Annotated in this window: 22 protein-coding genes; 12 read left to right on the forward strand and 10 right to left on the reverse strand. The window is 69.5% G+C overall.

What is annotated here, in order from left to right; translation table 11 throughout:
* The 4 genes from C3B61_RS11815 to C3B61_RS11830 are packed head-to-tail and all read right to left on the reverse strand — an operon-like array spanning position 1 to position 2595.
* A complete protein-coding gene (locus C3B61_RS11815) occupies positions 1-579 on the reverse strand; it encodes a GNAT family N-acetyltransferase (RefSeq protein ID WP_088455365.1) in 579 nt (192 codons plus the stop codon).
* A 25-nt stretch (positions 580-604) separates the two neighbouring features.
* Positions 605-1324, reverse strand: a complete 720-nt coding sequence (locus C3B61_RS11820) for a uracil-DNA glycosylase (RefSeq protein WP_103460829.1) — start codon at positions 1322-1324, stop codon at positions 605-607.
* A gap of 3 nt (positions 1325-1327) precedes the next feature.
* Positions 1328-2059, reverse strand: coding sequence for a Type 1 glutamine amidotransferase-like domain-containing protein (locus C3B61_RS11825; RefSeq protein ID WP_088455363.1), 732 nt, complete (start codon positions 2057-2059; stop codon positions 1328-1330).
* Entirely contained in the window at positions 2056-2595 is a 540-nt protein-coding gene (locus C3B61_RS11830; protein ID WP_088455362.1) for a phosphoribosyltransferase, read from the reverse strand. The genes C3B61_RS11825 and C3B61_RS11830 overlap by 4 nt, the downstream gene beginning before the upstream one ends.
* An 88-nt stretch (positions 2596-2683) precedes the next feature.
* Here C3B61_RS11830 and C3B61_RS11835 point away from each other — a divergent pair, with 88 nt between their 5' ends.
* The gene (locus tag C3B61_RS11835) at positions 2684-2950 is read left to right on the forward strand and encodes a hypothetical protein (protein ID WP_088455361.1); all 267 of its coding nucleotides are present in this window, start codon (positions 2684-2686) and stop codon (positions 2948-2950) included.
* A 7-nt stretch (positions 2951-2957) separates the two neighbouring features.
* On the forward strand, positions 2958-3566 hold the full coding sequence (locus C3B61_RS11840) for an MOSC domain-containing protein (RefSeq protein ID WP_240632382.1): 609 nt from the start codon (positions 2958-2960) through the stop codon (positions 3564-3566).
* On the opposite strand, the gene C3B61_RS11845 is transcribed toward C3B61_RS11840, so the two are convergent.
* From C3B61_RS11845 to C3B61_RS11865, 5 genes are all read right to left on the reverse strand, one after another.
* Positions 3499-4344 (reverse strand): NAD-dependent epimerase/dehydratase family protein, encoded by an 846-nt coding sequence (locus tag C3B61_RS11845; RefSeq protein WP_088455360.1) that lies wholly within the window; start codon positions 4342-4344, stop codon positions 3499-3501. The two genes, C3B61_RS11840 and C3B61_RS11845, sit on opposite strands and share 68 nt — an antisense overlap.
* A 29-nt stretch (positions 4345-4373) precedes the next feature.
* Entirely contained in the window at positions 4374-5564 is a 1191-nt protein-coding gene (locus C3B61_RS11850; RefSeq protein ID WP_088455359.1) for a bifunctional 2-methylcitrate synthase/citrate synthase, read from the reverse strand.
* Positions 5565-5633: 69 nt separating this feature from the next.
* Positions 5634-6542: a methylisocitrate lyase gene (gene prpB / locus C3B61_RS11855; protein WP_088455358.1), complete on the reverse strand. Its 909-nt coding sequence runs from the start codon at positions 6540-6542 to the stop codon at positions 5634-5636.
* Entirely contained in the window at positions 6542-8077 is a 1536-nt protein-coding gene (locus C3B61_RS11860) for an MmgE/PrpD family protein (RefSeq protein WP_103460831.1), read from the reverse strand. The genes prpB and C3B61_RS11860 overlap by 1 nt, the downstream gene beginning before the upstream one ends.
* A gap of 27 nt (positions 8078-8104) precedes the next feature.
* Entirely contained in the window at positions 8105-8788 is a 684-nt protein-coding gene (locus C3B61_RS11865) for a GntR family transcriptional regulator (RefSeq protein WP_244285918.1), read from the reverse strand.
* A gap of 89 nt (positions 8789-8877) precedes the next feature.
* Between C3B61_RS11865 and C3B61_RS11870 the strand changes: the two genes are divergently transcribed.
* The 3 genes from C3B61_RS11870 to C3B61_RS11880 are packed head-to-tail and all read left to right on the forward strand — an operon-like array spanning position 8878 to position 12845.
* Entirely contained in the window at positions 8878-10833 is a 1956-nt protein-coding gene (locus C3B61_RS11870) for an AMP-binding protein (RefSeq protein WP_103460833.1), read from the forward strand.
* Positions 10834-10866: 33 nt separating this feature from the next.
* Positions 10867-11214, forward strand: a complete 348-nt coding sequence (locus tag C3B61_RS11875; protein WP_088455355.1) for a DUF485 domain-containing protein — start codon at positions 10867-10869, stop codon at positions 11212-11214.
* Positions 11211-12845 (forward strand): solute symporter family protein, encoded by a 1635-nt coding sequence (locus tag C3B61_RS11880; RefSeq protein ID WP_240632380.1) that lies wholly within the window; start codon positions 11211-11213, stop codon positions 12843-12845. Before C3B61_RS11875 ends, C3B61_RS11880 begins: the two co-directional genes overlap by 4 nt.
* A gap of 118 nt (positions 12846-12963) precedes the next feature.
* On the opposite strand, the gene C3B61_RS11885 is transcribed toward C3B61_RS11880, so the two are convergent.
* Entirely contained in the window at positions 12964-13767 is an 804-nt protein-coding gene (locus tag C3B61_RS11885) for an SDR family NAD(P)-dependent oxidoreductase (protein WP_103460835.1), read from the reverse strand.
* A gap of 29 nt (positions 13768-13796) precedes the next feature.
* Between C3B61_RS11885 and C3B61_RS11890 the strand changes: the two genes are divergently transcribed.
* From C3B61_RS11890 to C3B61_RS11920, 7 genes are all read left to right on the forward strand, one after another.
* Entirely contained in the window at positions 13797-14912 is a 1116-nt protein-coding gene (locus C3B61_RS11890; protein WP_088457879.1) for an acyltransferase family protein, read from the forward strand.
* 132 nt (positions 14913-15044) lie between these two features.
* Positions 15045-16373, forward strand: a complete 1329-nt coding sequence (locus C3B61_RS11895) for a bifunctional o-acetylhomoserine/o-acetylserine sulfhydrylase (protein WP_103430729.1) — start codon at positions 15045-15047, stop codon at positions 16371-16373.
* A 75-nt stretch (positions 16374-16448) separates the two neighbouring features.
* Positions 16449-17642, forward strand: coding sequence for a homoserine O-acetyltransferase MetX (metX, locus tag C3B61_RS11900; protein ID WP_103460838.1), 1194 nt, complete (start codon positions 16449-16451; stop codon positions 17640-17642).
* Positions 17643-17689: 47 nt separating this feature from the next.
* On the forward strand, positions 17690-19162 hold the full coding sequence (locus C3B61_RS11905) for a DUF4389 domain-containing protein (protein ID WP_103460841.1): 1473 nt from the start codon (positions 17690-17692) through the stop codon (positions 19160-19162).
* Positions 19149-19823: a hypothetical protein gene (locus tag C3B61_RS11910; protein ID WP_198418758.1), complete on the forward strand. Its 675-nt coding sequence runs from the start codon at positions 19149-19151 to the stop codon at positions 19821-19823. The genes C3B61_RS11905 and C3B61_RS11910 overlap by 14 nt, the downstream gene beginning before the upstream one ends.
* Positions 19824-19881: 58 nt before the next feature.
* Positions 19882-21051 (forward strand): sensor histidine kinase, encoded by a 1170-nt coding sequence (locus C3B61_RS11915; protein WP_103460844.1) that lies wholly within the window; start codon positions 19882-19884, stop codon positions 21049-21051.
* Positions 21048-22328, forward strand: a complete 1281-nt coding sequence (locus C3B61_RS11920; protein ID WP_103460847.1) for a hypothetical protein — start codon at positions 21048-21050, stop codon at positions 22326-22328. Before C3B61_RS11915 ends, C3B61_RS11920 begins: the two co-directional genes overlap by 4 nt.
* The last annotated feature ends 32 nt before the right edge of the window (positions 22329-22360 follow it).

Consider the following 22360-nt stretch of genomic DNA (forward strand, 5'->3'; position numbering starts at 1 on the left):
CTACTTCAGGCTCTTCTGAAGCAGCACGGTGCCCAGCCAACGCTCGAACTTGAAGCCGACCTTGCCCATCCGGCCGATCTCCTCAAAACCGAAGTCCTGGTGCAGCTTGATCGAGGCGTCGGCGCCCTGATCGGCGATCACGGCGATGATCTCCTTGAGGCCGGCGGCCCTGGACCGCTCGATGAGTTCGGCCAGCAGAACCCGACCCAGCCCCTTGCCGGTGGAGGCGGCACCGAGGTAGATGGAGTTCTCGACGGTGAACCTGTAAGCCTTCTTCTGCTTCCACGGGCTCACCAGGGCGTAGCCGAGCAGCTGGCCGGCAGGGGACTCGGCGACGATGAACGGCATGCCGAGCTTGGCCAGGTAGTGGAACTTGTCGCGCCATTCGGCAAGCGTCATCGCATCCTCGTCGAAGGTGACGGTGCTGTTCGCGACGTAATAGTTGTAGATCTCCTGAATATGGGGCAGGTCGGTCTCCACCGCGTCGCGCAGCGCGTACTCGAACGGCGCCTCGGGCGCCGGCGCCGGAGACAGGTGACGCGGCAGCCGCCGACGGGGCTGGTATTCCTCTTCTAACACCGGACGGGTCCTCTCCACATGCTGTTCAGGCTACCGTCAGCGACCAGTCGATGGGCGCGGCGCCCTGCGCGGCCAGCAACGCGTTCGCCCGGCTGAACGGGCGCGATCCGGTGAATCCACGTCGGGCTGACAGTGGGCTCGGATGCGCGGAGACGATGGTGGGGGTGTCTCCCAGTAGCGGGGCGAGGTTTTCGGCGTCCTTGCCCCAGAGGATGGCGACCAGCGGCGTGCCGCGGGCGGCCAGCGCCCGGATGGCCTGCTCGGTCACGGCCTCCCAGCCGTGTCGCCGGTGCGAGCCCGCGGCGCCGGCCCGCACCGTGAGCACCCGGTTGAGCAGCAGCACGCCGTGCCGGGTCCAGGGGGTGAGGTCGCCGGTGGCCGGGGTCGGCAGCCCGAGGTCGTCGTGCAGCTCGGTGAAGATGTTGCCTAGGCTCCGCGGCACCGGGCGCACCTCAGCGGCCACCGAGAAGGCCAGGCCCACCGGATGCCCTGGGGTCGGGTACGGGTCCTGGCCCACGATGAGTACTCGCACGTCGGCGAACGGCTGCCGGAAGGCCCGCAGGATGTGCTCCGGCGCGGGCAGCACCCGTTCGCCGGCCGCGGCGTCGGCCCGCGCGAAGGCGAGCGGGGCCGCGAACGGGTCCACGGTGTTCACGTCGACCGGCGCATCCCCCGCGCCGGGGACGCCGAAGGCGCGCGCCCAACCGGGGTCGATCGGCGCCGCGATCAGCGCGGGTTCTGCCATCCGCTAGGCGCCGAAGGTGCTCACCAGCACCCCGCCCTCGGATTCGCTGACGGTCCAGACACTGCCGGCGCCGGCCACGCCGAGGGTGCCCTGGCCCACGATCAGCACGGTGCCCTCGTCCACGGCGAGGCCGCCGCGGATGAGTCCGGCCTCGGTGGCGGCGACCATGCGGCTCAGGGTGCCCCACTGGGCGACGTGCACGTCGACGGTCACGTCGAGCAGGCCGATGCCGTTCTCGATGGTGATCTCGTCGAGGTCTTCCGAGGCCTCCTGCGGGCTCACCGGCACGCCGCCGATGCGCCAGCCGCCGAGCAGGGCTCGCTCGGCCGCGATCATCGCGCCGGCGGAGTAGCCCAGGTACGGGATGCCGGCGGCCACCTGGCGGCGGATCTCACCGGCGATGGGCGCGACGGCCGTGAGGTAGGCGGGGGTGAGGCCGCCGCCGATGACGATGCCGTCGGCATCCGCCACCGCCAGCAGGGTCGCCAGGCCATCGAGGGCCAGCGACGTGATGACGGGGTCAAGCGGGCCGGCTGCTTCGAGCGCGGCGACAAGTTTGGCGGCGTGGTCGTCGCCGTCGCCGTTCCGCACCACGATGATCGCGATCCGCGGGTCGGTGCGGCCGGCGGCGGTGGCCCGCAGGGCGGCCTCGGCCAGGAACGGCCCGAAGACCGCCGCGTCGTTCTCGGTGTCGTTTTCGGGGGCCCAGCCGCCGCCGACGAGGTGGATGCTCATGCGTCGACCACCGAGGTGAGCGGGGTGGCCGTGACGGGCGGGAGCGACGACCAGGGGAAGACGATCCAGCCGTCGGTCTCGCGCCAGGTGAAGTCGGGCACGTGCACGGTGCGCGGCTTGGTGTACAGGGTGGCGGAGCGCACCTCACCGGCCGATTCCTTGAGGATGCCGACCACGAGGGCGAGGGTGTGGCCGGAGTCGGAGACGTCGTCGACCAGCAGCACCCGCAGGCCCGCGAGGGCCGGGGCGTCGAGCATCGGGCCGGACAGCACGGGCTCGGGCAGGCGCTCGTCGATGCCGCTGTAGAACTCGACGTTGATGGAGCCGCAGTTCTTGGTGCCGAGGGCGTAGGAGATGGCTCCGGCGAGCAGCAGTCCGCCGCGGGCGATGGCGATCACGACATCGGGCTGGAAGCCGCTGGCCAGCACCGTCGAGGCCAGCGACCTGGAGGCGTCGGCGAAGTCGGTCCACTCCAGCACCTCGCGCGGCGGGTCGATGGTGGCGGGGGGCGCGGTTTGCTGCTGGTCGGGTTGCATTTGTCAATGGTAGAACCTCGGGCGGCCGCAGTGCGCGGCCGAAGGGCCCGGTTCCGCGGCGACGCCCCGGTTACAGGAGAATTGACCCATGATCACACTGCACCAGGACGCCCACGGTTTCATCCGCATGAACCGCCACTTCCCCAGCAAGACCCCCATCGCGATTCTCTTCACCGACGGCACGACCGGCGAGTACACCGGCGCTCGGCTGAACGACCTGTACGACACGGCGCTGGCTACCTTCCGCGCCGAGAACCGCCTGGATGCCAAGGGCTTTTCCCGCGCGCCGGCGAAGACCGTGCACCCCACCAACAACGTGGAATTCGTGCCGGTCGAGTCCGGGATGGCGCCGTAACCGTCTTGTGAGCCTTCTGCCGCACAGCGCCGAGGTGGAGATCGTGCTGCTCCTGGCCTCCCCCGTGCACCGCTACGAGGGGCGCCCGGCCGACGGGCCGCTGCCGATGGTCGGCGCGGAGAGCCACCCCAGCGTCCGCCTGCGGGCGGGCCTGGGCATCGTGGGCGACCGGCACTTCGCCAAACCGGCGCACGTACACGCGTCGGTCACCGTGATGAACGCCGACGTTCTGGCGCAGGTGGCGGATGACCTCGGCCTGCCGCGCACTCTGGACCCGGCCGCCACCCGGCGCAACGTCCTGCTGCGCGGGGTGGATATCGACTCTCTGCGCGGCGCCACGTTCTCGCTCGACACCGGCGACGGCCCGGTCGAGTTCCTGGTCAACCGGCCGGCGAACCCGTGCGCCTGGATGGACGTGGTGCTAGCTCCCGGCGCGCACCGGGCCCTGCGGGGCCGCGGCGGCATGCGCTGCGAACCGCTGACCGACGGGATGCTGCGGCTCGGGCCCGCCCGGCTGCGCTGCAGCAGCCCCCTGACCGGTGTGGGGCTTACGGGTGCCGAACCGCCTGGCCGGCCAGCACGGCCCGGTAACCCTCCCGGTAGCTCGGATAGGTGAAGCTGAACCCGGTCTCGAGGATTCGACGGTTGCTCACGCGTTTGTCGCCGCCGCGGCGGCCGCCGGTCTCGACGATCTCCGGGTGGGGCAGGCCGAGTTCGTCTGCGAGGAAATCCAGCACCTCGGTGGCGGGCACCGGCGTCGAGTCGACGCCGAGGTAGAGAGGGTCGGGCGCCGTGTCCCGACAGACCAGGTGCACGATCATGGCCGCGGCGTCGTCGCGGTGGATCCGGTTACTGAGACGGCCGCGCGCGGCAATCGTCGCCCGCCCCTCGCGGACCTGCCTGATCAGGCGCTCCCGGCCGGGGCCGTAAATGCCGCCCAGGCGCAGCACGACGGCGGCCGGGATCCGGCTGCGCAGCAGCTGCTCGGCCTCGAGCAGGATCGAGTCGGTGCCCGGTCCCGGGGCCGCCGGGGTCTCCTCGTCGACAGTGCTGCCGTCGTTCACGTCGTACACCGCGGTGGAGGACACCAGCAGGAACCGGCGCGGGGTGACCCCGGTCGCGTCGAGGGCGTCGAGGAGGTTGGCCAGGCCGGTCACATACGCGGCCCGGTACACCGCGGGGTCTGGGTTGCCCGCGGCGACGGTCACGATCACGATCTCGGTGTCCGCCGGCACCTCGGGCCGCTCGCGGCTCAGGTCGACGGACTGCCCGTTGAGGGCGACCGGGAGCACCCCGGCCTGGCGGCGCACTCCCACCACTCGTTGGCCGAGGGCGACCAGGCGGAGGCCCACCTCGGTGCCGAGGTCGCCGCATCCGGCTATCAGTACAGTCATGACTCCAGTATGGAGCGGCTCGCGCGGCGTCAGAGCACGTCGCCGTCGGCCGCCGGCGGAACGTGGCGTTCCGGCGTGCCGTTGTAGAACGACAGCGGCCGGATCAGCGCGTTCGCGGCCAGTTGCTCCATGATGTGCGCGGTCCAGCCGGTCACCCGGGCGGCGACGAAGATCGGCGTGAAGCTGGCGGTGTCGAAACCCATCAGGTGGTACGCCGGGCCGGCCGGGTAGTCCAGGTTGGGCAGGATGCCGGTGCGGGTCTTCATGCCGTCGGCGAGCGATTCGTAGAGGTCGAGCAGGTCGGGCCGGTCGAAGTGGTCGATCAGGGTGAGCAGCGCCGCGTGCATGGTGGGCACCCTGGAGTCGCCGTGTTTGTACACCCGGTGGCCGAAGCCCATCACCTTGCGCTTGTGCGCGAGGGTGTCCTCCAGCCAGAGTTCTGCGCGCTCTGCCGACCCGTCGCCCAGGCCGATCTCGCTGAAGATGTGCATCACGGCCTCGTTCGCGCCGCCGTGCAACGGGCCCTTGAGCGCCCCAATCGCCCCGGTCACGGCGGAGTAGAGGTCGGAAAGGGTGGAGGTGATCACCCGGGCCGTGAACGTGGACGCGTTGAAGGAGTGCTCGGCGTACATGATCATCGACACGTCGAAGGCTTCGACGACCTCGACCTCCTGCACCTCGCCGAAGGTCATGTAGAGGAAGTTCGCCGAATAACCGAGGTCGTCGCGGGGTTCGACGAGGTCGAGGCCGTGCCGGCGGCGCTGATCGTACGAGACGATCGCCGGCAGCTGCGCGAACAGGCGCAACGACTTGGCCAGGTTGGCCTCCACCGACGAGTCCGGGGTGCTCAGGTCGTTGGCGCCGATCACGCTCACGGCGGTGCGCACCACGTCCATCGGATCGGCGGAGGTGGGGATCTCGTCGATCACCCGGCGCACCGAGTGGTCCAGGCGCCGGAGTGACCGCTCAGCGACCTCGAATGCGGCCAGTTGCACATCGTCCGGCAGCTCGCCGTGCCAGAGCAAATAGGCGACCTCTTCGAAGCTCTTCTGCGCGGCCAGTTCCTGCACCGGGTAGCCACGGTAGAGCAGCGAGTTGGAGTCGGGGTTGACCCTGGACACCGCCGTCGTATCGGCCACCACCCCGGCCAGGCCGCGGTGGATCTCCGGCACGACCGGCTGTTGCACCGGGGCCGTGTGGGTGGGCTGGTTGATAGTCATTTCGCTCCTTTGCGTCCTGAGGTACTTAGCCGTGCTGGTACTGCTTCGTGGTGCCGTTGTGGTGCTGGGCTAGCCGTCGTGACCGCTCAGAGTGAAGTTGAAAATCCCCGAATCGAAGCGATTGTAAGCCTCGTAGTCCAGCAGCCGGTAGAGCTCGGCGCGGGTTTGCATGTCCGGCAGCCGGCTGGTCAACGAGCCCTCGGCGAGGATGGTGTCCAGGCCCGCAACGGCTGCGCCCATCGCCAGGCGCAGCAGCGACACCGGGAAGATCACCAGGTTGATGCCCACGTCGGCGAGCTGGTCGACCCTGAAGAGTTCGCTCTTGCCGAACTCGGTCATATTGGCCAGGATCGGCACGTCCACCGCCGCCCGGATGGCTTCGAATTCGGCCAGGGTGCCCATGGCCTCGGGGAAGATCGCGTCGGCGCCGGCATCCACCAGCGCCTTGGCCCGGTCGATCGCTGCGGCCAGCCCGTCGACGGCGCGGATGTCGGTGCGCGCCATCACGAGCAGGTTCGCATCCCGCCGGGCGTCGACGGCCGCGCGGATGCGCTTGAGGGCCGTGTCGGTGTCGACGACCTGCTTGCCGTCCAGGTGCCCGCAGCGTTTGGGGTTGACCTGGTCCTCGATGTGCAGGCCGGCCACGCCGGCATCCTCGAGGGTCTGCACGGTGCGGGCCACATTCATCGGCTCGCCGAAGCCGGTGTCGGCGTCGACGAGGGTGGGCAGGTCGGTCATCCGGGAGATCTGCTGGCTGCGGCCGGCGACCTCGGTGAGGGTGGTCAAACCGATGTCGGGCAGACCGAGGTCGGCGGCGAGCACGGCACCGGAGATGTAGACGCCCTCGAATCCCTTGGCCTGGATCAGTTTGGCGCTGAGCGGGTTGAACGCGCCGGGGAAACGCAGCAGCTCGCCGCCGGCGAGGTCGGCGCGGAGTTGCGCGCGCTTGGCGGCGGGGGTGAGTCCGGAGTAGAGCATCAGAAGATTCCGTTCAGGCTGGGCAGCGGTTCGAGGAGGCCGGGGCGGGCCACCAGGGTGAGGCCGCCGAGTTCGGCAGCGGTCAGCTCCGGCAGCCGCTGGGCGAGGTCCAGGAACCGCTCGATTTCGGCCGGCTCCAGGGCGTTCGCGGCGAGCAGCCGGAACTTGGCGACGTAGTCGGCGCGCACGAACGGGCGGGCGCCGAGCGGATGCGCATCCGCGACGGCCAGCTCATCGACCAGACGACTGCCGTCGGCCAGCAGGATGTCGACCCGGCCGCCGAACGCCTTCTCGGCGGGGTCGCTGGAGTGGTACCGGCGGGTCCACTCGGCATCTTCGCTCGTGCTGACCGTGTTCCACAGGGCCACGGTGTCGGCCCGGCCGGCGCGCTCGGGCCGGTAGGAGTCCTCGTGGTGCCAGGAGCCGTCCTGCAGCGCGACGGTGAAGATGTACGGCACCGAGTGGTCCAGGGTTTCCCGGCTGGCCCGCGGGTCGTACTTCTGTGGGTCGTTGGCTCCGGAGCCGATCACGTTGTGGGTGTGGTGTGAGGTGTGGATGACGATGCTCGCCACCGCGCCGGGCACCAGGATTTCGGGGTGCTCGCGGTGCAGCTTCCGGGCCAGGTCGATGAGCGCCTGGGCCTGGTACTCCGCGGAGTGCTCCTTGGTGAAGCTGTCCAGAATCGCCCGTTTGGGCTCACCAGGGGCCGGCAGGGCTACGTCGTAAGCGGCATCCGGCCCGTCGAGCAGCCAGGCGATCACGCCGTCCTCGCCCTCGTAGATCGGGGTGGGGCTGGTCTGGCCGCGCATGGCCCGGTCGACGGCCTCGACGGCCATCTTGCCGGCGAACGCGGGAGCGTACGCCTTCCAGGAGGAGATTTCGCCCTTGCGGGACTGCCGGGTGGCCGTTGTGGTGTGCAGCGCCTGGCCGACGGCCTGGAAGATCGTGTCGGGGTCCAGGCCCAGCAGGGTGCCGAGGCCGGCCGCGGCCGACGGGCCCAGGTGGGCGACGTGGTCGATCTTGTGCTTGTGCAGGCTGATCGAGCGGGCCAGGTCGATCTGCACCTCGTAGCCCGTCGCGATGCCGCGCACCAGGTCGCCTCCGGTGAGGCCGCGGCCGGCGGCCAGGTGCTGGGCGACGGCGATGAGCGGCGGGATGTTGTCGCCGGGGTGCGAGTACTCGGCGGCGAGGAAGGTGTCGTGGTAGTCCAGTTCCCGCACGGCCACCCCGTTGGCCCAGGCCGCCCACTCCGGCGAGACCCTCTCGGTGTCGGACGGGCCGAACACCGTGGCGCCGTCGCCGCCGGTCGACCGGGGATGCGCCAGCGCCTGCGACCGGGCGGCGACGACGGCGGCGCGGGTCAGCGAGGCCGCGGCGACGGCGGCGTTGTCGATCACCCGGTTGATGATCATCTCGGTGACGTCGTCGTCGACCGGGACCGGGTCTGCCGCGCAGGCGGCGATCTTCCAGGCCAGCTGGTCGGTCTTGGCGGGGCTGTTCTCGCTGGGGTGCACGCGCACGGAGGTTGTCTGCACGAAGGTGGTCCTTTCGAATCGGGGAGGTCAGGAGGTCGTTTCGGTGGCCTCGAGCACCGCGAGCACACTCGCGAGGCTGAGATGCAGGTGCACGTGGGTGGCGTGCGCGGCGAGAGCAGCATCGCCGTCGATGATCGCGTCGAGGATCAACAGATGTTCGGCCGCGGCGGCCCGAAGCCGCACCGGGTTTCCCCTGGCCACCCGGCGGATGCGGGCCAGGTGGGTGCGCACGGTGACCAGGGCGCCCACCAGGAAGGAGTTGTCGACGGCGGCGTCGATGGCGGCGTCGAACTCGTCGATCAGCGCGTAGTACTCGTGGATGCCGGCTTCGCCCGCCTCTAGCAGGGCCGGGGCGGCGACGAACCGGTCGCGCAGCATCCCGAACGCGGTGCGGTCATCGCGGCGCGCGGCCAGCGTGGCGGCCCGCTCCTCGAGGGCCTCGCGCAGCTCGTAGAGATCGTTGATCGACTCGACCGACATCTCGGTGACCGAGAAGCCCCGGCCGCTGCGGCCGGCGACGAGACCGTCGGCCACGAGCCGCGCCACGGCGGAGCGCAGCGGGGTGCGGGAGACGCCGAGCCTGGCGGACTGTTCCACCTCGAGCAGCACCGTGCCGGCCGGCAGGACTCCGTCGAGGATCTCGTCACGCAACACCCTGTAGGCCCGGTCGCTCGCCCGCTCCGGTGCGGACTTCACGGTCTCTGTATACACACGCGCATTCTATTCCCCTATTGCCCGGCGTGTGCAAGACTAACCGCACCTTGTGTATACATGAGAGCTTCAATGGAGAGGTTCGCACCATGATCGAAGACACTGGAACCACTCGCACGACCCCCCAGGGCTACCGCGATGTCTGGCGGCGGAGCATCGACGAGCGCGACGACTTCTGGCTTCAGGCCGCCGGGCTCATCGATTGGGTCAGCGCGCCGACCACGGCGCTGACAGAGCGCTCCCCCACTGACTACTCCTGGTTCGCGGACGGCACCCTCAACACCAGCTACAACGCCCTCGACCGGCACGTCCTGGCCGGCCGCGGCGATCACACGGCGCTGATCTACGACTCCGCGATGACGGGCACCCGCATCCGGCTGAGCTACCGCGACCTGCTCGACCGGGTCGCCAGGTTCGCCGGGGTGCTGCGGGCCAATGGCGTGGGCCGGGGCGACAGGGTCATCGTGTACCTGCCGATGATCCCCGAGGCCGTCGTGGCGATGCTCGCCTGCGCCCGGATCGGGGCCGTGCATTCGGTGGTGTTCGGCGGCTTCGCGGCCAGCGAGCTCGCCGTGCGCATCGACGATGCCCGGCCCGCGGTGATCGTCACGGCCTCCGGCGGCCTGGAGCCCGGCAAGGCGGTGGCGTATCTCCCCTTGGTGCAGAAGGCGCTCGAGCTCAGCGCCGGCTCGGTGCACACCGTCATCGTGCGCGACCGTGCCACGATCGACGGATCTGCCGCCGACTACGCCGGGGACCCCGCCGACGATGCCGCCGTGCGTTGGCTGGACTGGGCGGATGCGGAGGCCACCGCCACCCCGGCCGACCCGGTCACCGTCGCGAGCACCGACCCGCTCTACATCCTCTATACCTCCGGCACCACCGGAAACCCGAAGGGCATCATCCGCGACAACGGCGGTCACGCCGTTGCGCTGACCTGGTCGATGCGGGGCATCTACGACATCGGGCCCGACGACGTGTTCTGGGCGGCGTCGGACGTCGGCTGGGTGGTCGGCCACTCCTACATCGTCTACGCACCGCTGCTGGCCGGCGCCACCACGATCATCTACGAGGGCAAGCCCATCGGCACCCCGGATGCCGGCGCCTTCTGGCGCGTCGTGGCGGACTACAGGGTGAATGTGTTGTTCACCGCCCCCACGGCCATCCGGGCCATCCGCCGGGTCGACCCCGACCTGGCCGAGCTGGCCCGCCACGACGTGTCCAGCCTCACCGCGCTGTTCCTGGCCGGTGAACGGCTCGACCCGGAGACCTTCCACTGGGTCAACGACGGCCTGCACTGCCCGGTCGTCGACCACTGGTGGCAGACCGAGACCGGCTGGGCCATCTGCGCCAACCCGCGCGGAATCCAGGAGCTGCCCACCAAACCCGGCTCCACCGCGGTGCCGGTGCCCGGCTACGACATCGCGATTCTTGATTCGAAGGGCGCACCCATCACCAAGCCGGGCAAGGACGGCAACATCGTCATCCGGCTGCCGCTGCCGCCGGGCTCCCTGCTGGGCATCTGGGGCGGCGCCGACCGCTTCGTCGACGCCTACCTCACCGCCTTCCCCGGCTACTACGCCACCGGGGACTCCGGGCACCTCGACGCCGACGGCTATCTCTACGTGATGGGCCGCACCGACGACGTGATCAACGTCGCCGGCCACCGGCTCTCCACGGGGTCCCTCGAGGAGGTGCTCACCCGGCATCCGGCCGTTGCGGAGTGCGCGGTGCTCGGTGTGCACGACGCGCTCAAGGGCCAGCGGGCGGCCGGTTTCGTCACCCTCAAGGCCGGCTCTGTGGTCGACCACGATCTGCTCACGGCCGAGCTGGTCAACCTGGTGCGGGAGCACATCGGCCCGGTGGCGGCGTTCCGCGACGTGAGAATCCTGGACCGGCTGCCCAAGACCCGCTCAGGCAAGATCCTGCGCAAGACCATCCGCCAGATCGTCGACGGCGAGCCGTACAAGGTCCCGCCCACCATCGAAGACCCCGCCGTGCTCGACGCGCTCGCCCTAGCTGTCCGGCCCCCACCAACCGACTAACATCCACCCATCTCACCGGAGCAAAGGAGCCCCATGAAGGAATCACTGAACGACACCAGGCCGGAGGACTCGATCGACTATGTCGCCTTCGAGACCAGCGACCGCTTCGTCAACCTGCAACGCCGGCGCCGGAGGTTCGTGGTGCCGATGGCGGTGTTCTTCCTGGTCTGGTACTTCGCGTACGTGCTTGTGGCGGCCTACCTGCCCGATGTGATGGCGCGGCCGGTCTTCGGCAGCATCAACCTGGGCCTGGTGCTCGGCCTCGGCCAGTTCGTCACGACGTTCGCCATCACCATCTGGTATGTCGCCTTCTCCAACCGGGTGCTCGACCCGCTGGGCGCAGAGCTCCGCGCCGAGCTCGAAGCGAAGGTCGCCGCATGAGCGCCCTGGGAATGAGCCTGACCGCTGTCGCCGCCGCGGTCGAGCCCACGGAGAACAACCCGGTCCTGAACATCTCGATCTTCCTGGCCTTCGTGGCCGTCACCCTGGTGATCGTGATCCGGGCCGGCCGCAACAACCGCACCGCCGCCGATTACTACACCGGCGGTCGCTCGTTCACCGGGCCCCAGAACGGCTTCGCGATCGCCGGCGACTACCTCTCGGCGGCATCGTTCCTCGGCATCGTCGGCGCCATCGCGGTGAACGGCTACGACGGGTTCCTCTACTCGATCGGCTTCCTGGTGGCCTGGCTGGTGGCCCTGCTGCTGGTGGCCGAGCTGATGCGCAACACCGGCAAGTTCACCATGGCGGATGTGCTCTCCTTCCGGCTGGCCCAACGGCCGGTGCGCGTCGCCGCGGCCACCACCACCCTGGCGGTGTGCTTCTTCTACCTGCTCGCGCAGATGGCCGGCGCCGGCGGGCTCGTCTCGCTGTTGTTGGGCATCAACGACAAGCTCGGCCAATCCATCGTGGTGACGGTGGTCGGCGGGCTGATGATCATGTACGTGCTGATCGGCGGCATGAAGGGCACCACCTGGGTGCAGATCGTCAAGGCGTTCCTGCTCATCATCGGCGCTGGCGCCATGACGGTGTGGGTGCTGGTGATCAACGGGTTCAACCTGTCCACCCTGCTCGATGCCGCCGTCGCGAACGCCTCGGTCACCCCGGCGGAGTCGATCCTCGCGCCCGGCCTGCAGTACGGCGGCAACCCGCTGGACTTCATCTCCCTGGCCATCGCCCTGGTGCTCGGCACCGCGGGCCTGCCGCACGTGCTGATGCGCTTCTACACGGTGCCCAGCGCCAAGGAGGCCCGACGCTCGGTGGTCTGGGCGATCTTCCTGATCGGGGCGTTCTACCTGTTCACGCTGGTGCTCGGCTTCGGCGCCGCGGCCCTGGTGGGTGCGGACACCATTCTCGCTTCGCCCGGCGGAGTGAACTCCGCGGCGCCGCTGCTGTCGCTGGCGCTGGGCGGCCCGCTGCTGCTGGGCTTCATCTCGGCCATCGCGTTCGCCACCATCCTCGCCGTGGTCGCCGGTCTCACCATCACCGCGGCCACCTCGTTCGCGCACGACATCTACGCCAGCGTGATCAAGAAGGGCAAGGGTGACCCGGACGGCGAGGTCAAGATCGCCCGGCGCACCGTCGTGGTGATCGGCATCCTCGCCATCGCCGGCGGCATCGGCGTGCAGGGGCAGAACATCGCCTTCCTGGTGGCGCTGGCCTTCGCCGTCGCGGCGAGCGCCAACCTGCCCACCATCCTGTACTCGCTGTTCTGGCGCGGTTTCACCACCCGCGGGGCCCTGTGGAGCATGTACGGCGGGTTGGGGTCGGCGATTCTGCTGATCGTGTTCTCGCCGGTGTTCTCCGGCACACCCACCTCGATGTTCGGTGAGGGTGTGGACTTCGCGATCTACCCGCTGAACAACCCGGGCATCATCTCGATCCCGCTGGGCTTCTTCCTCGGCTGGCTCGGCTCGGTCACCAGCACCCGCCGGGAGGACCCCAAGCTGGCCGCAGAGATGGCGGTGCGCTCCCTCACCGGGTTCGGCGCCGAGAAGGCGAGCGAGCACTAGCCCCGCTCCCGCTCCCGCTCCCATTCCCGAGGCCGCGACTGTGGCCGATGCGGACAATTGCGCCCGGTACGCCGGGCGCAATTGTCCGTTCGGGCAACAGTTGGGGGCGGGTGTGGGTTTAGACGCGGGGCAGCAGCGGGCCGCGGGCGACCAAGGTGGTGGAGGCCTGGGCGACGGGTTTGACCACGACGAGGTCCAGGTTCACGTGCGCGGGCAGTTCGACGGCGGCCAGGATGGTGGCGGCGACGTCGTCGGCCACGAGCGGGTGCACCACGTTGGTGTAGGCGGCGGCCGCCTTCTCGGGGTCGCCGCCGAAGCGCACCAGACCGAATTCGTCGGTCTGCACCATGCCGGGCGCGATCTCGATCACCCGGATCGGTTCGCCGCTGAGCTCCAAGCGCAGCACCTCGGTCAGGGCGTGCGCGGCGAACTTGGCGGCGTTGTAGCCGCCGCCGCCGATGTACGCCGTGTGCCCGGCGGTCGAGGTGATGTTGACGATGTCGGCGGACGCGGCAGCGCCGGCGGCCGCGGCATCCGTTGCGGCGGCGATCGAGGCGCGCAGCAGCGGCAGCAGGGCGGTGGTGACCCGTTTCAGCGCGAGCACGTTGATCTCGTACATCCAGGCCCAGTCGTCGATCGACCCGGCCTCGACGGAGTCGAGCCCCTTGGCGCCGCCGGCGTTGTTGACCAGAGCGTTCACCGGGCCGGAGGCGGCGAGGTAGTCCCGCAACGAGTCGACGTCGGCCTGCACGGTGAGGTCGGCGGCGAACACCGCCGCGCCGGTCTCCTGGGCCAGCGTCTCGAGCCTGTCGGCCCGGCGGGCCACGCCCACCACATCCCAGTCGTGCTCCCGGAACAGGCGCACCGTCGCCGCTCCGATTCCCGAACTCGCACCAGTGACCACGACTCTTTTTTTGCCCATTGCCCCATTCTGCCCGGAGAATAGACCCGATGAGTTCGCCGACAGAGACCCCGCACCACGCCGGCCCGCACAAGCCGAAGCGCCGCGTACCGCTGTGGGACAACGCCCGCTGGATCGCCATCACCCTGATGGTGATCGGTCACGCGATACTCAAGCTGATCGGCGAATCCGACACCGCCTACGGCGTCTACCTGTTCATCTACGCGTTCCACGTGCCGGTTTTCGTGGCCGTCAGCGGCTACTTCGCCAAGTCAGGACCGCCGGGCCCCCGCCAGATGCACCGGCTGATCACCGACGTCGTCTTCCCGTACCTGATCTTCGAAAGCATCTGGACGCTGGTGGAGTGGGCGCTCAGCGGCACCCTCAAGGTGGACTACTCCACCCCGTCCTGGACCCTCTGGTTCCTGATCGCCCTGGCCATCTGGCGGGTGGCGCTGCCCTACCTGGTTCTGATGCGGTATCCGCTGCTGATCAGCATCGCCATCTCGGTGGGCGCCGGCTACGTCGGTGACATCGACAGCACCTTCTCGTTGTCACGCACGCTGGGGCTGCTGCCGTTCTTCGTGTTCGGCTGGAAACTGCGCCAGTGGCCGCTCACCGCCCGGTGGATGCACCTGCGCCCGGCCGCGGTCTGGCGCTGGCGTTCCGGCGCGATCGCCCTCTTCGGCGCCCTCGCCCTGGCCGTCACCGTCAATATCATCGGCGTGCGGGACCTGCGGCTGCGGAGCTTCACCCTGTACGACGAGGCGTACTGGCAGTTCGGCTACGACCAGTTCTGGGCCGGGGTCATCCGGCTGGGCCTGATGATGGCGTCGTTCCTGTTCATCCTGGCCTTCCTCATGCTGATGCCGCGCCGGGCGACCTGGTTCACACCGCTGGGCGCCGCGACCATGTACATCTACCTGCTGCACACCTTCCTGCTCTACCCGCTGCGGGAAACCGGGGTGCTCGACGGTCCGCAGCAGCCCTGGGTGCTGCCGGCCGTGATCCTGCTGGCCATCCTGATCTCGGTGGTGCTGTCGTTGCCCGTCGTGAGGCGCGTTTTCCGGCCGCTGGTGGAACCGCGACTGCGCTGGCTGTTCAGGCAGGAGCCGTCCACCCACACGGGCACCATCGTGCTGCCGCACGGGCCCGGCAGCAGATGACGTAGTGTTTCGCGAACCGTTGTCGCGCGGCATAGCCCTGCCTATGGTTGCAGCAGAGCAACGGAGCGTCTGGTTCCGCCGCTGTAGATTCCTCGGGCTTGCCGGCCCGACCACGAACAGGGAGACCGACCCATGAGCGATTCCGCAGACTGGAAGTTCGAAACCAAGCAGGTCCACTCCGGGGCCCGCCCAGACCCGGTGACCAACGCGCGGGCCACGCCGATCTACCAGACCACCTCCTACGTCTTCAACAACGCCGAACACGCCCAGAACCTGTTCGCGCTGGCAGAGTTCGGCAACATCTACACCCGCATCCAGAACCCGACTCAGGCCGTGGTCGAGGAACGGGTCGCCGCCCTCGAAGGCGGCACCGGCGCCCTGCTGGTGGCCTCCGGCCAGGCAGCGTCGACCTTCGCTGTGCTCAACATCGCCCAGGCCGGCGACCACATCGTGTCGTCCAGCTCGATCTACGGCGGCACATACAACCTCTTCAAGTACACCCTCGCCAAGCTCGGCATCGAGACCACCTTCGTCGAAGACCAGGACGACGCCGCGGAGTGGGCCAGAGCGGTGCGGCCCAATACCAAGCTGTTCTTCGCCGAGACCATCGGCAACCCCAAGATCAACGTGCTCGACATCGCGCTGGTCGCCGAGGTGGCGCACACCAACGGGGTGCCGCTCATCGTCGACAACACCATCGCGACGCCGTACCTGATCCGCCCGTTCGAACACGGCGCCGACATCATCGTGCACTCGGCCACCAAGTTCCTCGGCGGCCACGGCACCATCATCGGCGGCGTCGTCGTCGACGGCGGCCTGTTCGAGTGGTCGGCCAACGTCGAGAAGTTCCCCGGCCTGACCGAACCGGACCCGTCGTACCACGGCGCCAGCTACACCACCGCGGTCGGCGACGCCCTCGCGTTCATCATCAAGGCCCGCGTGCAGTTGCTGCGCGACCTCGGCAGCGCCATCGCCCCGGCGAGCGCCTGGCAGCTCATCCAGGGCATCGAGACGCTGAGCCTCCGCATCGAACGGCACGTGTCCAACGCGCAGACCATCGCGGAGTTCCTCGAGAGCCACCCCGACATCGCGTCGGTCAACTACGCGGGACTGCCGTCCAGCCCCTGGTACGCGGCCGCCAACAAGTACGCCCCGCTGGGCGTTGGCGCGGTGCTGTCGTTCGAGCTCAAGGGCGGGGTGGATGCCGGGCGCGCGCTGGTGGACAACCTCAGCCTGTTCAGCCACCTGGCCAACATCGGTGATGTGCGCTCGCTGGTGATCCACCCGGCGTCGACCACGCACGCCCAGCTCACCCCGGAGCAGCAGCTCACCGCGGGCGTCACGCCGGGCCTGGTGCGCCTGTCACTGGGCATCGAGAACGTCATCGACCTGCAGGCCGACCTCGAGGCCGGCCTGGCCGCCGCCCGCGCCGTGGTCGCGGCGTCCCGCGCGAACGCGTAGAGCTCGCCGACGTTCACCCGCCCGCATGACGTAACAATCGGCGGCCACGGCCGAACATGGCCACAATGGAGCCGTATGGAATGGCAATACTCCGCGGACACCGTCCCGTCCAGCCTGGTCACCGACGCGCAGGCGCGCTCCCTGCTGGGTAAGCCGCCCGTCACGGGCGCCTGGCGTGACGGTGACCCTGTGGGCGGCCGTCGGTTCGTGGACATCGGCGCCCTCGACCTCGAGGCGGGTGGGCACCTGGCCGGCGTGCGGATCGCCTACGAGAGCTGGGGCGAGCTGAATCCGGCCGGCGACAACGCAGTTCTGGTGCTGCACGCTCTCACCGGGGACAGCCACGTCGTCGGCCCGCCGGCGGCCGGGCATCCGACCGCCGGCTGGTGGAGCGGCATCGTCGGCCGGGGCCTCGCGATCGACACCGACCGGTGGTTCGTGGTGGCGCCGAACATGCTCGGCGGCTGCCAGGGCAGCACCGGCCCGGCGTCCCTCGCGCCGGACGGCTCCGAGTGGGGCCCCCGGTTCCCGTATCTGAGCATCCGCGATCAGGTGGCGGCGCAGGTGGCCTTCAGCGACCGGATCGGCGTCGAACGCTGGGCCGGGATCGTCGGCGGTTCCATGGGCGGCATGCACGTGCTGGAATGGGGCATCGAACACTCCGGCCGGGTGGCCCGGCTGGGCATCCTGGCCGCCCCGCCGGTCACGACGGCCGACCAGATCGCCCTCAATTCGGTGCAGATCGAGGCCATCCGCACCGACCCGCTCTTTCGTGCGGGCGATTACTACGACGCCGAGCCCGGCGATGGCCCGAGCCGCGGCCTCGCCCTGGCCAGGCGGATGGCGCTGCTCAATTACCGCAGCCCGTCGGAACTCAACTCCCGGTTCGAGCGCAGCTGGCAGAGCGACATCACCCCGCTGGGCGGGCACGGCCGGTTCGCCGTGGAGTCCTACCTCGACTTCCACGGCAACAAGTTCACCCGGCGGTTCGACGCGAACAGCTACATCACCCTGGTCGAGGCGATGAACTCCCACGACATCGGACGTGGCCGGGGCGGCGTCGACGCCGCACTGGCCCGCATCACGGCCCGCACCCTCGTCGTCGGCATCGACAGCGACAGGCTCTTCCCCCTGGACGGCCAGCGTGTCATCGCGGCCGGACTGGGGAGCGGCGGCGACCCCGTGGTGATCGAGTCCGGCTACGGTCACGACGGATTTCTCATCGAGGACCAGGCCATCGGCGACCAGCTCCGGTGGCTGCTCGGCTGAACCGCGGAAGGGTTGACACGCAGTGCGTTCGGGAGAACTCTGGCGCCATGAAACCCGGCCCGCTCATCATGTTGCTGATCGGCACGATCCTGACCCTGATCGGCTTCGGACTGACCGCCACCGGCACCGTTGCCGCCGTCGCCGCCGGCGTGCAGGGTGAAAACGGCTACTTCTCCACCCGCACGGTGCCCCTCGTCACCAACTCCTACGCACTGACGAGTCCTCCGCTCGGTCCCGTCACGACCACGGGAACGACCCCGCCGCTGAACCTGGACATCGCCAGGATCCGGTTGGTGGCGACGGGAGCCAACGACGACCCGGTGTTTCTCGGCATCGCGCCGCAGGCCGACGTCGACAGCTACTTGGCGAACGTGGCACACACCGAAGTGCGCGGCATCGAATCCACGCCGCTCCGCGCGCGGTACGCAGACATTCCCGGCTCAGACCGGCCCGAACCGCCCGCCGAACAGGACTTCTGGACCGTCAGCGCAGTCGGGCCCGGCAGCCAGGAGATCACCTGGCCGGTGCAGCCCGGGGCCTGGGCCGTCGTGGTGATGAATGCCGACGGCAGCAGCCCGGTCGCCGTGCAGGTCAGTGCCGGTGTGCGCTCAGGTCTCCTGGCGCCCGCGGCGATCACCCTGCTGCTGGTCGGCATCATCACCCTGGTGATCGGGCTGATCCTGGTGATCCTCGGTGTGATCGGCCTGGGCCGCAACGGTCCGGCGCCCTCCAGCCGCAGCGGCGCCACGCCAGCACCGGGCGGTGCGACCGGCCAGCCCGGCGCCGACCCCGACAGGCCGGGCGCCGACTATCCCGCACGACTGAACGGATGGCTCGACCCCGACGTCTCGCGGGCGCTGTGGCTGGTCAAGTGGATCCTGGTCATCCCGCACGTCATCGTGCTGTTCTTCCTCTGGTTCGGGCTCTGGATCGGCACGATCGTGGCCGGGTTCGCCATCCTGTTCACCGGACGTTACCCGCGGGCGATCTTCAACTACAGCGTCGGCGTGCTGCGCTGGAACTGGCGGGTGAGTTTCTACTCGTACTCCGCGCTCGGCACCGACAGGTACCCGCCGTTCACCCTCGCCGCCACCGACTATCCGGCCGACCTCGAGGTGGACTATCCGGCCCGGCTCTCGCACGGACTGGTCCTGGTCAAGTGGTGGCTCCTGGTGATTCCCCACCTGTTCATCGTGGCGATCCTCACCGGCGGCAGCTGGGGCTGGACCGCGAGCGGCAACAACGGCTGGACCACCGCCACCAGCACCGGTTTCTCGCTGCTGGGCATCCTGGTCCTCATCGGCGCCGTGATCCTGCTCTTCAGCGGACGCTACCGGCGCGGGATTTTCGATCTGGTCATCGGACTGAACCGCTGGCTGTACAGGGTGATCGTCTATGCCGCGCTGATGCGCGACGAGTACCCGCCGTTCCGGCTCGATCAGGGCCCGCTCGATCCAGGCTCCGCCGTGGCTGGACCACCCGCACCGGCCGCCCCCGTCGCTTCCCATGACGGTCGATAGGCCGCTCCCCGGCCCCCGGCCCCGCAGCGGTCCCGATCGTGCCGACAGGTTCCTACGCAATTGGCTGCTGTGGGTCAGCCTCGGCGAAAGCGTCGGGTTCCTCGTCCCGGCCCTGGCCCAGCTGACCTTCGCCGGTTCATCCGTGCTGGCGCCGGCGTTGATCTTCGCCGGCGCCGCCGAAGGCACCGTGCTCGGCTGGACGCAGGCGACCGTGCTCCGCAGCCGGGTGCCGGCACTGAACCGCCGCCGCTGGGTCGGCGCCACGGCCATCGCCGGCGCCGCGGCCTGGTTCATCGGGCTGTTGCCCGCCGAGTGGGCCGAGGTCTGGCAGCGCTGGCCGGCAGCAGCCCAATTCACCGCCGGAATCCTGCTCGCCACTGTGCTGCTGTGCGCTCTCGGCTTCGCCCAGTGGTTCGAGCTCCGTCGGCACCTCAGGGGTGCCGGCTGGTGGATACTCGGCAGCGCCGCCGCCTGGGGCGCCGGCCTGGCCGTGTTCTTCGCCGTGGCCACACCGCTGTGGCAGCCGGGCCAGCCCGGCGCGCTCATCCTGCTCATCGGGGTTCTCGCCGGGATGTTCATGGCGGTGGCCATGGCCCTGGTCAGCGGCGTGGTTCTGCACCTGCTTCTGCGCCGGAAAGAAAGTCCACGTCAACAGCCGTAAATCCGCCACCGGGGCCGATAAGGTGACGGATAGGGCACTCATGAGGAGTACTGCAGCCATGCCACGTATTGCCAGAGAGCGTGATCGCGTCCTTCGTCGGACCGCCCGGATAACCGGGCTGACCGCTTCGGTGACGTCGCTGGCCTACCTGGCCGTGCCGGGCGGGCTCGATATGCCCGTGGTCCTGTTCGCCGGGTCCCTGATCCTGTTGATGGTCGGGTGCCAATACGTCCTCGGTCAGAGCGGCGCACTCCGTTGGGCGGTGTGCATCGTGCTGCTGAGCAACGCCGTCATCCTCGTCGTCGGGCTGGCCGCCAGGGTTGATGTCGGTCTCAACCCCGTCGAGGAGGCCCTGATCGCCACCCTGGCTGCCGGCGCGGCCAGCTGTGTCGCGCCGGTGCTCGTCGTCGGCCCCGGACGCCAGCTCATCCTGTTCGGGTCGTTCGGCATGACCGTGGCCGGGGTGGCGTTCGTCACCATCTCGTCTGGCGGGTCGGTGCTGCCCCTGGTCCTGACCGTGTGCGGCTGGGCCGCCCTGTCCCTGGGCGGCTGGTGGATTGCGCAGAGCGTGCCCCGGGTGCTGCAGCGGGTCGCCGCGATCGGGCGCGCCCACCAGGCCGAACGTCATGCCAGCGAACTCGAAGCGCAACGCCGGCAGGGCGCCAGGTTGCTCCACGACACCGTGCTGGCCACCCTCACCCTCCTGGCGCATTCGGGTGTGGGCGTCAGCCCCGCCGCTCTGCGACAACAATCCGGCGATGACGCCCGTCTGCTCCGCCAGTTACGTCTGGGCGCGCTGCCCACCCCCAGCCGTTCCGGGGTCTACACGCTGGAACCGTCCAACACGTCGATGCTCGGCAGCACCCTCGAGTCGGTGAAGCAGCGTTTCGGCCGGATGGGACTCGAGGTCGACTGGCACGGCAGCGGCCAGGTGCTGCTGCCCAGCGACGTTCTCGACTCGTTCCTTCTCGCCCTCGGCGAGTGCCTCGAAAACGTGCGCAGGCACTCCGGCGTCACCAGGGCCGACGTCACGATCTCCGACGACGACACGACGGTGCGCGCCATGGTGACGGATGCCGGTCGGGGGTTCGACCTCAGCGCCGTCGGCACCGAACGGCTCGGGTTCGCCGAGTCCGTCGTGGCCCGCCTTCGCGACGTCGGCGGCAGCGCACGCCTGTTCTCCTCCCCGGGCTCTGGCACCACCGTCGTGCTCGAGGTGCCCAAGTGACATCGGCGGCGACCCCGGCACCGCCGCACTCCGGCAGCTCGTCGGCCCGAGCGCACAAGCAGTTGCTCGACGACCAACGCGACGAGCGACGCCGCACCTTTCGCCGGCCGCAGCGCACCGTTCAAACCACCCTGGCCAACCGCACCGGGCTCGGTAGCCGCCACCTCGGCTTCGGCATCTCCCTGAGCAGCGGGTTCTTCGCCGTGTTCCTGCTGTGGCGGTTCGCGAGCCAGTGGGAGCGATATCCGAACCCGTTGCCGACCCTGGCGGCCTGGATCGTTCTGCTGCTCGCGGCCGTCGTGACGCTGATCCTCGTCAACAGGCTGCCCGACCGGATGCCGACCTGGTTGTTCCTCGCCGTGCTTGCCCTGGGCGAGGTCGTCGTCGGGCTCGACCTGGCCGGGTACGGTCAGGGCACCGCCGCGGGCACCTATCCCACCGCCGCCGCCGCTGTCGGCGCCCTGCTTGCCATGCTGGTCTCGGTGCGGCGCGGACGGGAGATCGTTGCCGCGACGCTGGTCCTCGGCGCCGTGATCGCGGCGGGCTCGGTCACCGCGGCACGCTACGACCCCGAGCTGATGGCGCCGGCCATCCTGACCATCGGCCTGTGCGTGTTCCCGCCGCTGATCGGGGCGTCGGTCGTGCGCGGTTTCCGCCGCATCGTGCAGCGTGAGTTGGACCTGGTGCTGGTGCAGAGCACCATCAGCCAGCCGTCCTCCGCCGTGGGCATGCTCGCATCCGAGGAGCTGGCCCGCATCGACCTCGACGCCGAAACCCTGCTCGACGACGTCGCCACCGGACGCACCGCCCTGCCGCTCAGTTCGGCGAAATCGGCGGCGGCGGCGATGCTCGCCACCCAGTTGCGACTGCACCTCATCGAGGGCCGCCGGGAGACCTGGCTGCACCACGCCCTCACCGAATCCGAGTTCCTCGGCCCCGCCGTCAATCTCGATGACCCGTCAGGGTTGGCCGGTCAGCTCTCGCCGGCTCAGCGCGATGCGCTGTTGCTGGCCATCTGGCTCCTGATCAGCGACACCGACGGTGCCGAACCGACGGTTTCGCTGGTTTTCGGACCTTTTGGCCGTACCAACGGCCATATTATCGGTGAAATGCTTCGGTTTCCGATCAAAATGATCATCGAGGGGGTGCCTCGTCGACGGGTGGACCCGGAGACATGGCAAGCTATCCGAGTAGTGGGCCCTCATATCGATTCGGTGCGCAGTGGACATCTCCACGTCGACATCGAATGCAGTATTGACAATCCTGCGGACGCGTGACCGGGCCGGTTGGCCCGGGATGCTCCGACAGG

The organism is Cryobacterium zongtaii (assembly GCF_002909375.1).
In the GTDB taxonomy this organism is placed as follows: Bacteria; Actinomycetota; Actinomycetes; order Actinomycetales; family Microbacteriaceae; genus Cryobacterium; species Cryobacterium zongtaii.

Coding starts and splice junctions, on each gene's coding strand:
- C3B61_RS11820 (WP_103460829.1), bottom strand. CDS start 1,324: ATGGCAGAACCCGCGCTGATCGCGGCGCCGATCGACCCCGGTTGGGCG.
- C3B61_RS11825 (WP_088455363.1), bottom strand. CDS start 2,059: ATGAGCATCCACCTCGTCGGCGGCGGCTGGGCCCCCGAAAACGACACC.
- C3B61_RS11830 (WP_088455362.1), bottom strand. CDS start 2,595: ATGCAACCCGACCAGCAGCAAACCGCGCCCCCCGCCACCATCGACCCG.
- C3B61_RS11835 (WP_088455361.1), top strand. CDS start 2,684: ATGATCACACTGCACCAGGACGCCCACGGTTTCATCCGCATGAACCGC.
- C3B61_RS11845 (WP_088455360.1), bottom strand. CDS start 4,344: ATGACTGTACTGATAGCCGGATGCGGCGACCTCGGCACCGAGGTGGGC.
- C3B61_RS11850 (WP_088455359.1), bottom strand. CDS start 5,564: ATGACTATCAACCAGCCCACCCACACGGCCCCGGTGCAACAGCCGGTC.
- prpB (WP_088455358.1), bottom strand. CDS start 6,542: ATGCTCTACTCCGGACTCACCCCCGCCGCCAAGCGCGCGCAACTCCGC.
- C3B61_RS11870 (WP_103460833.1), top strand. CDS start 8,878: ATGATCGAAGACACTGGAACCACTCGCACGACCCCCCAGGGCTACCGC.
- C3B61_RS11875 (WP_088455355.1), top strand. CDS start 10,867: ATGAAGGAATCACTGAACGACACCAGGCCGGAGGACTCGATCGACTAT.
- C3B61_RS11880 (WP_240632380.1), top strand. CDS start 11,211: ATGAGCGCCCTGGGAATGAGCCTGACCGCTGTCGCCGCCGCGGTCGAG.
- C3B61_RS11885 (WP_103460835.1), bottom strand. CDS start 13,767: ATGGGCAAAAAAAGAGTCGTGGTCACTGGTGCGAGTTCGGGAATCGGA.
- C3B61_RS11890 (WP_088457879.1), top strand. CDS start 13,797: ATGAGTTCGCCGACAGAGACCCCGCACCACGCCGGCCCGCACAAGCCG.
- C3B61_RS11895 (WP_103430729.1), top strand. CDS start 15,045: ATGAGCGATTCCGCAGACTGGAAGTTCGAAACCAAGCAGGTCCACTCC.
- metX (WP_103460838.1), top strand. CDS start 16,449: ATGGAATGGCAATACTCCGCGGACACCGTCCCGTCCAGCCTGGTCACC.
- C3B61_RS11905 (WP_103460841.1), top strand. CDS start 17,690: ATGAAACCCGGCCCGCTCATCATGTTGCTGATCGGCACGATCCTGACC.
- C3B61_RS11910 (WP_198418758.1), top strand. CDS start 19,149: ATGACGGTCGATAGGCCGCTCCCCGGCCCCCGGCCCCGCAGCGGTCCC.
- C3B61_RS11915 (WP_103460844.1), top strand. CDS start 19,882: ATGCCACGTATTGCCAGAGAGCGTGATCGCGTCCTTCGTCGGACCGCC.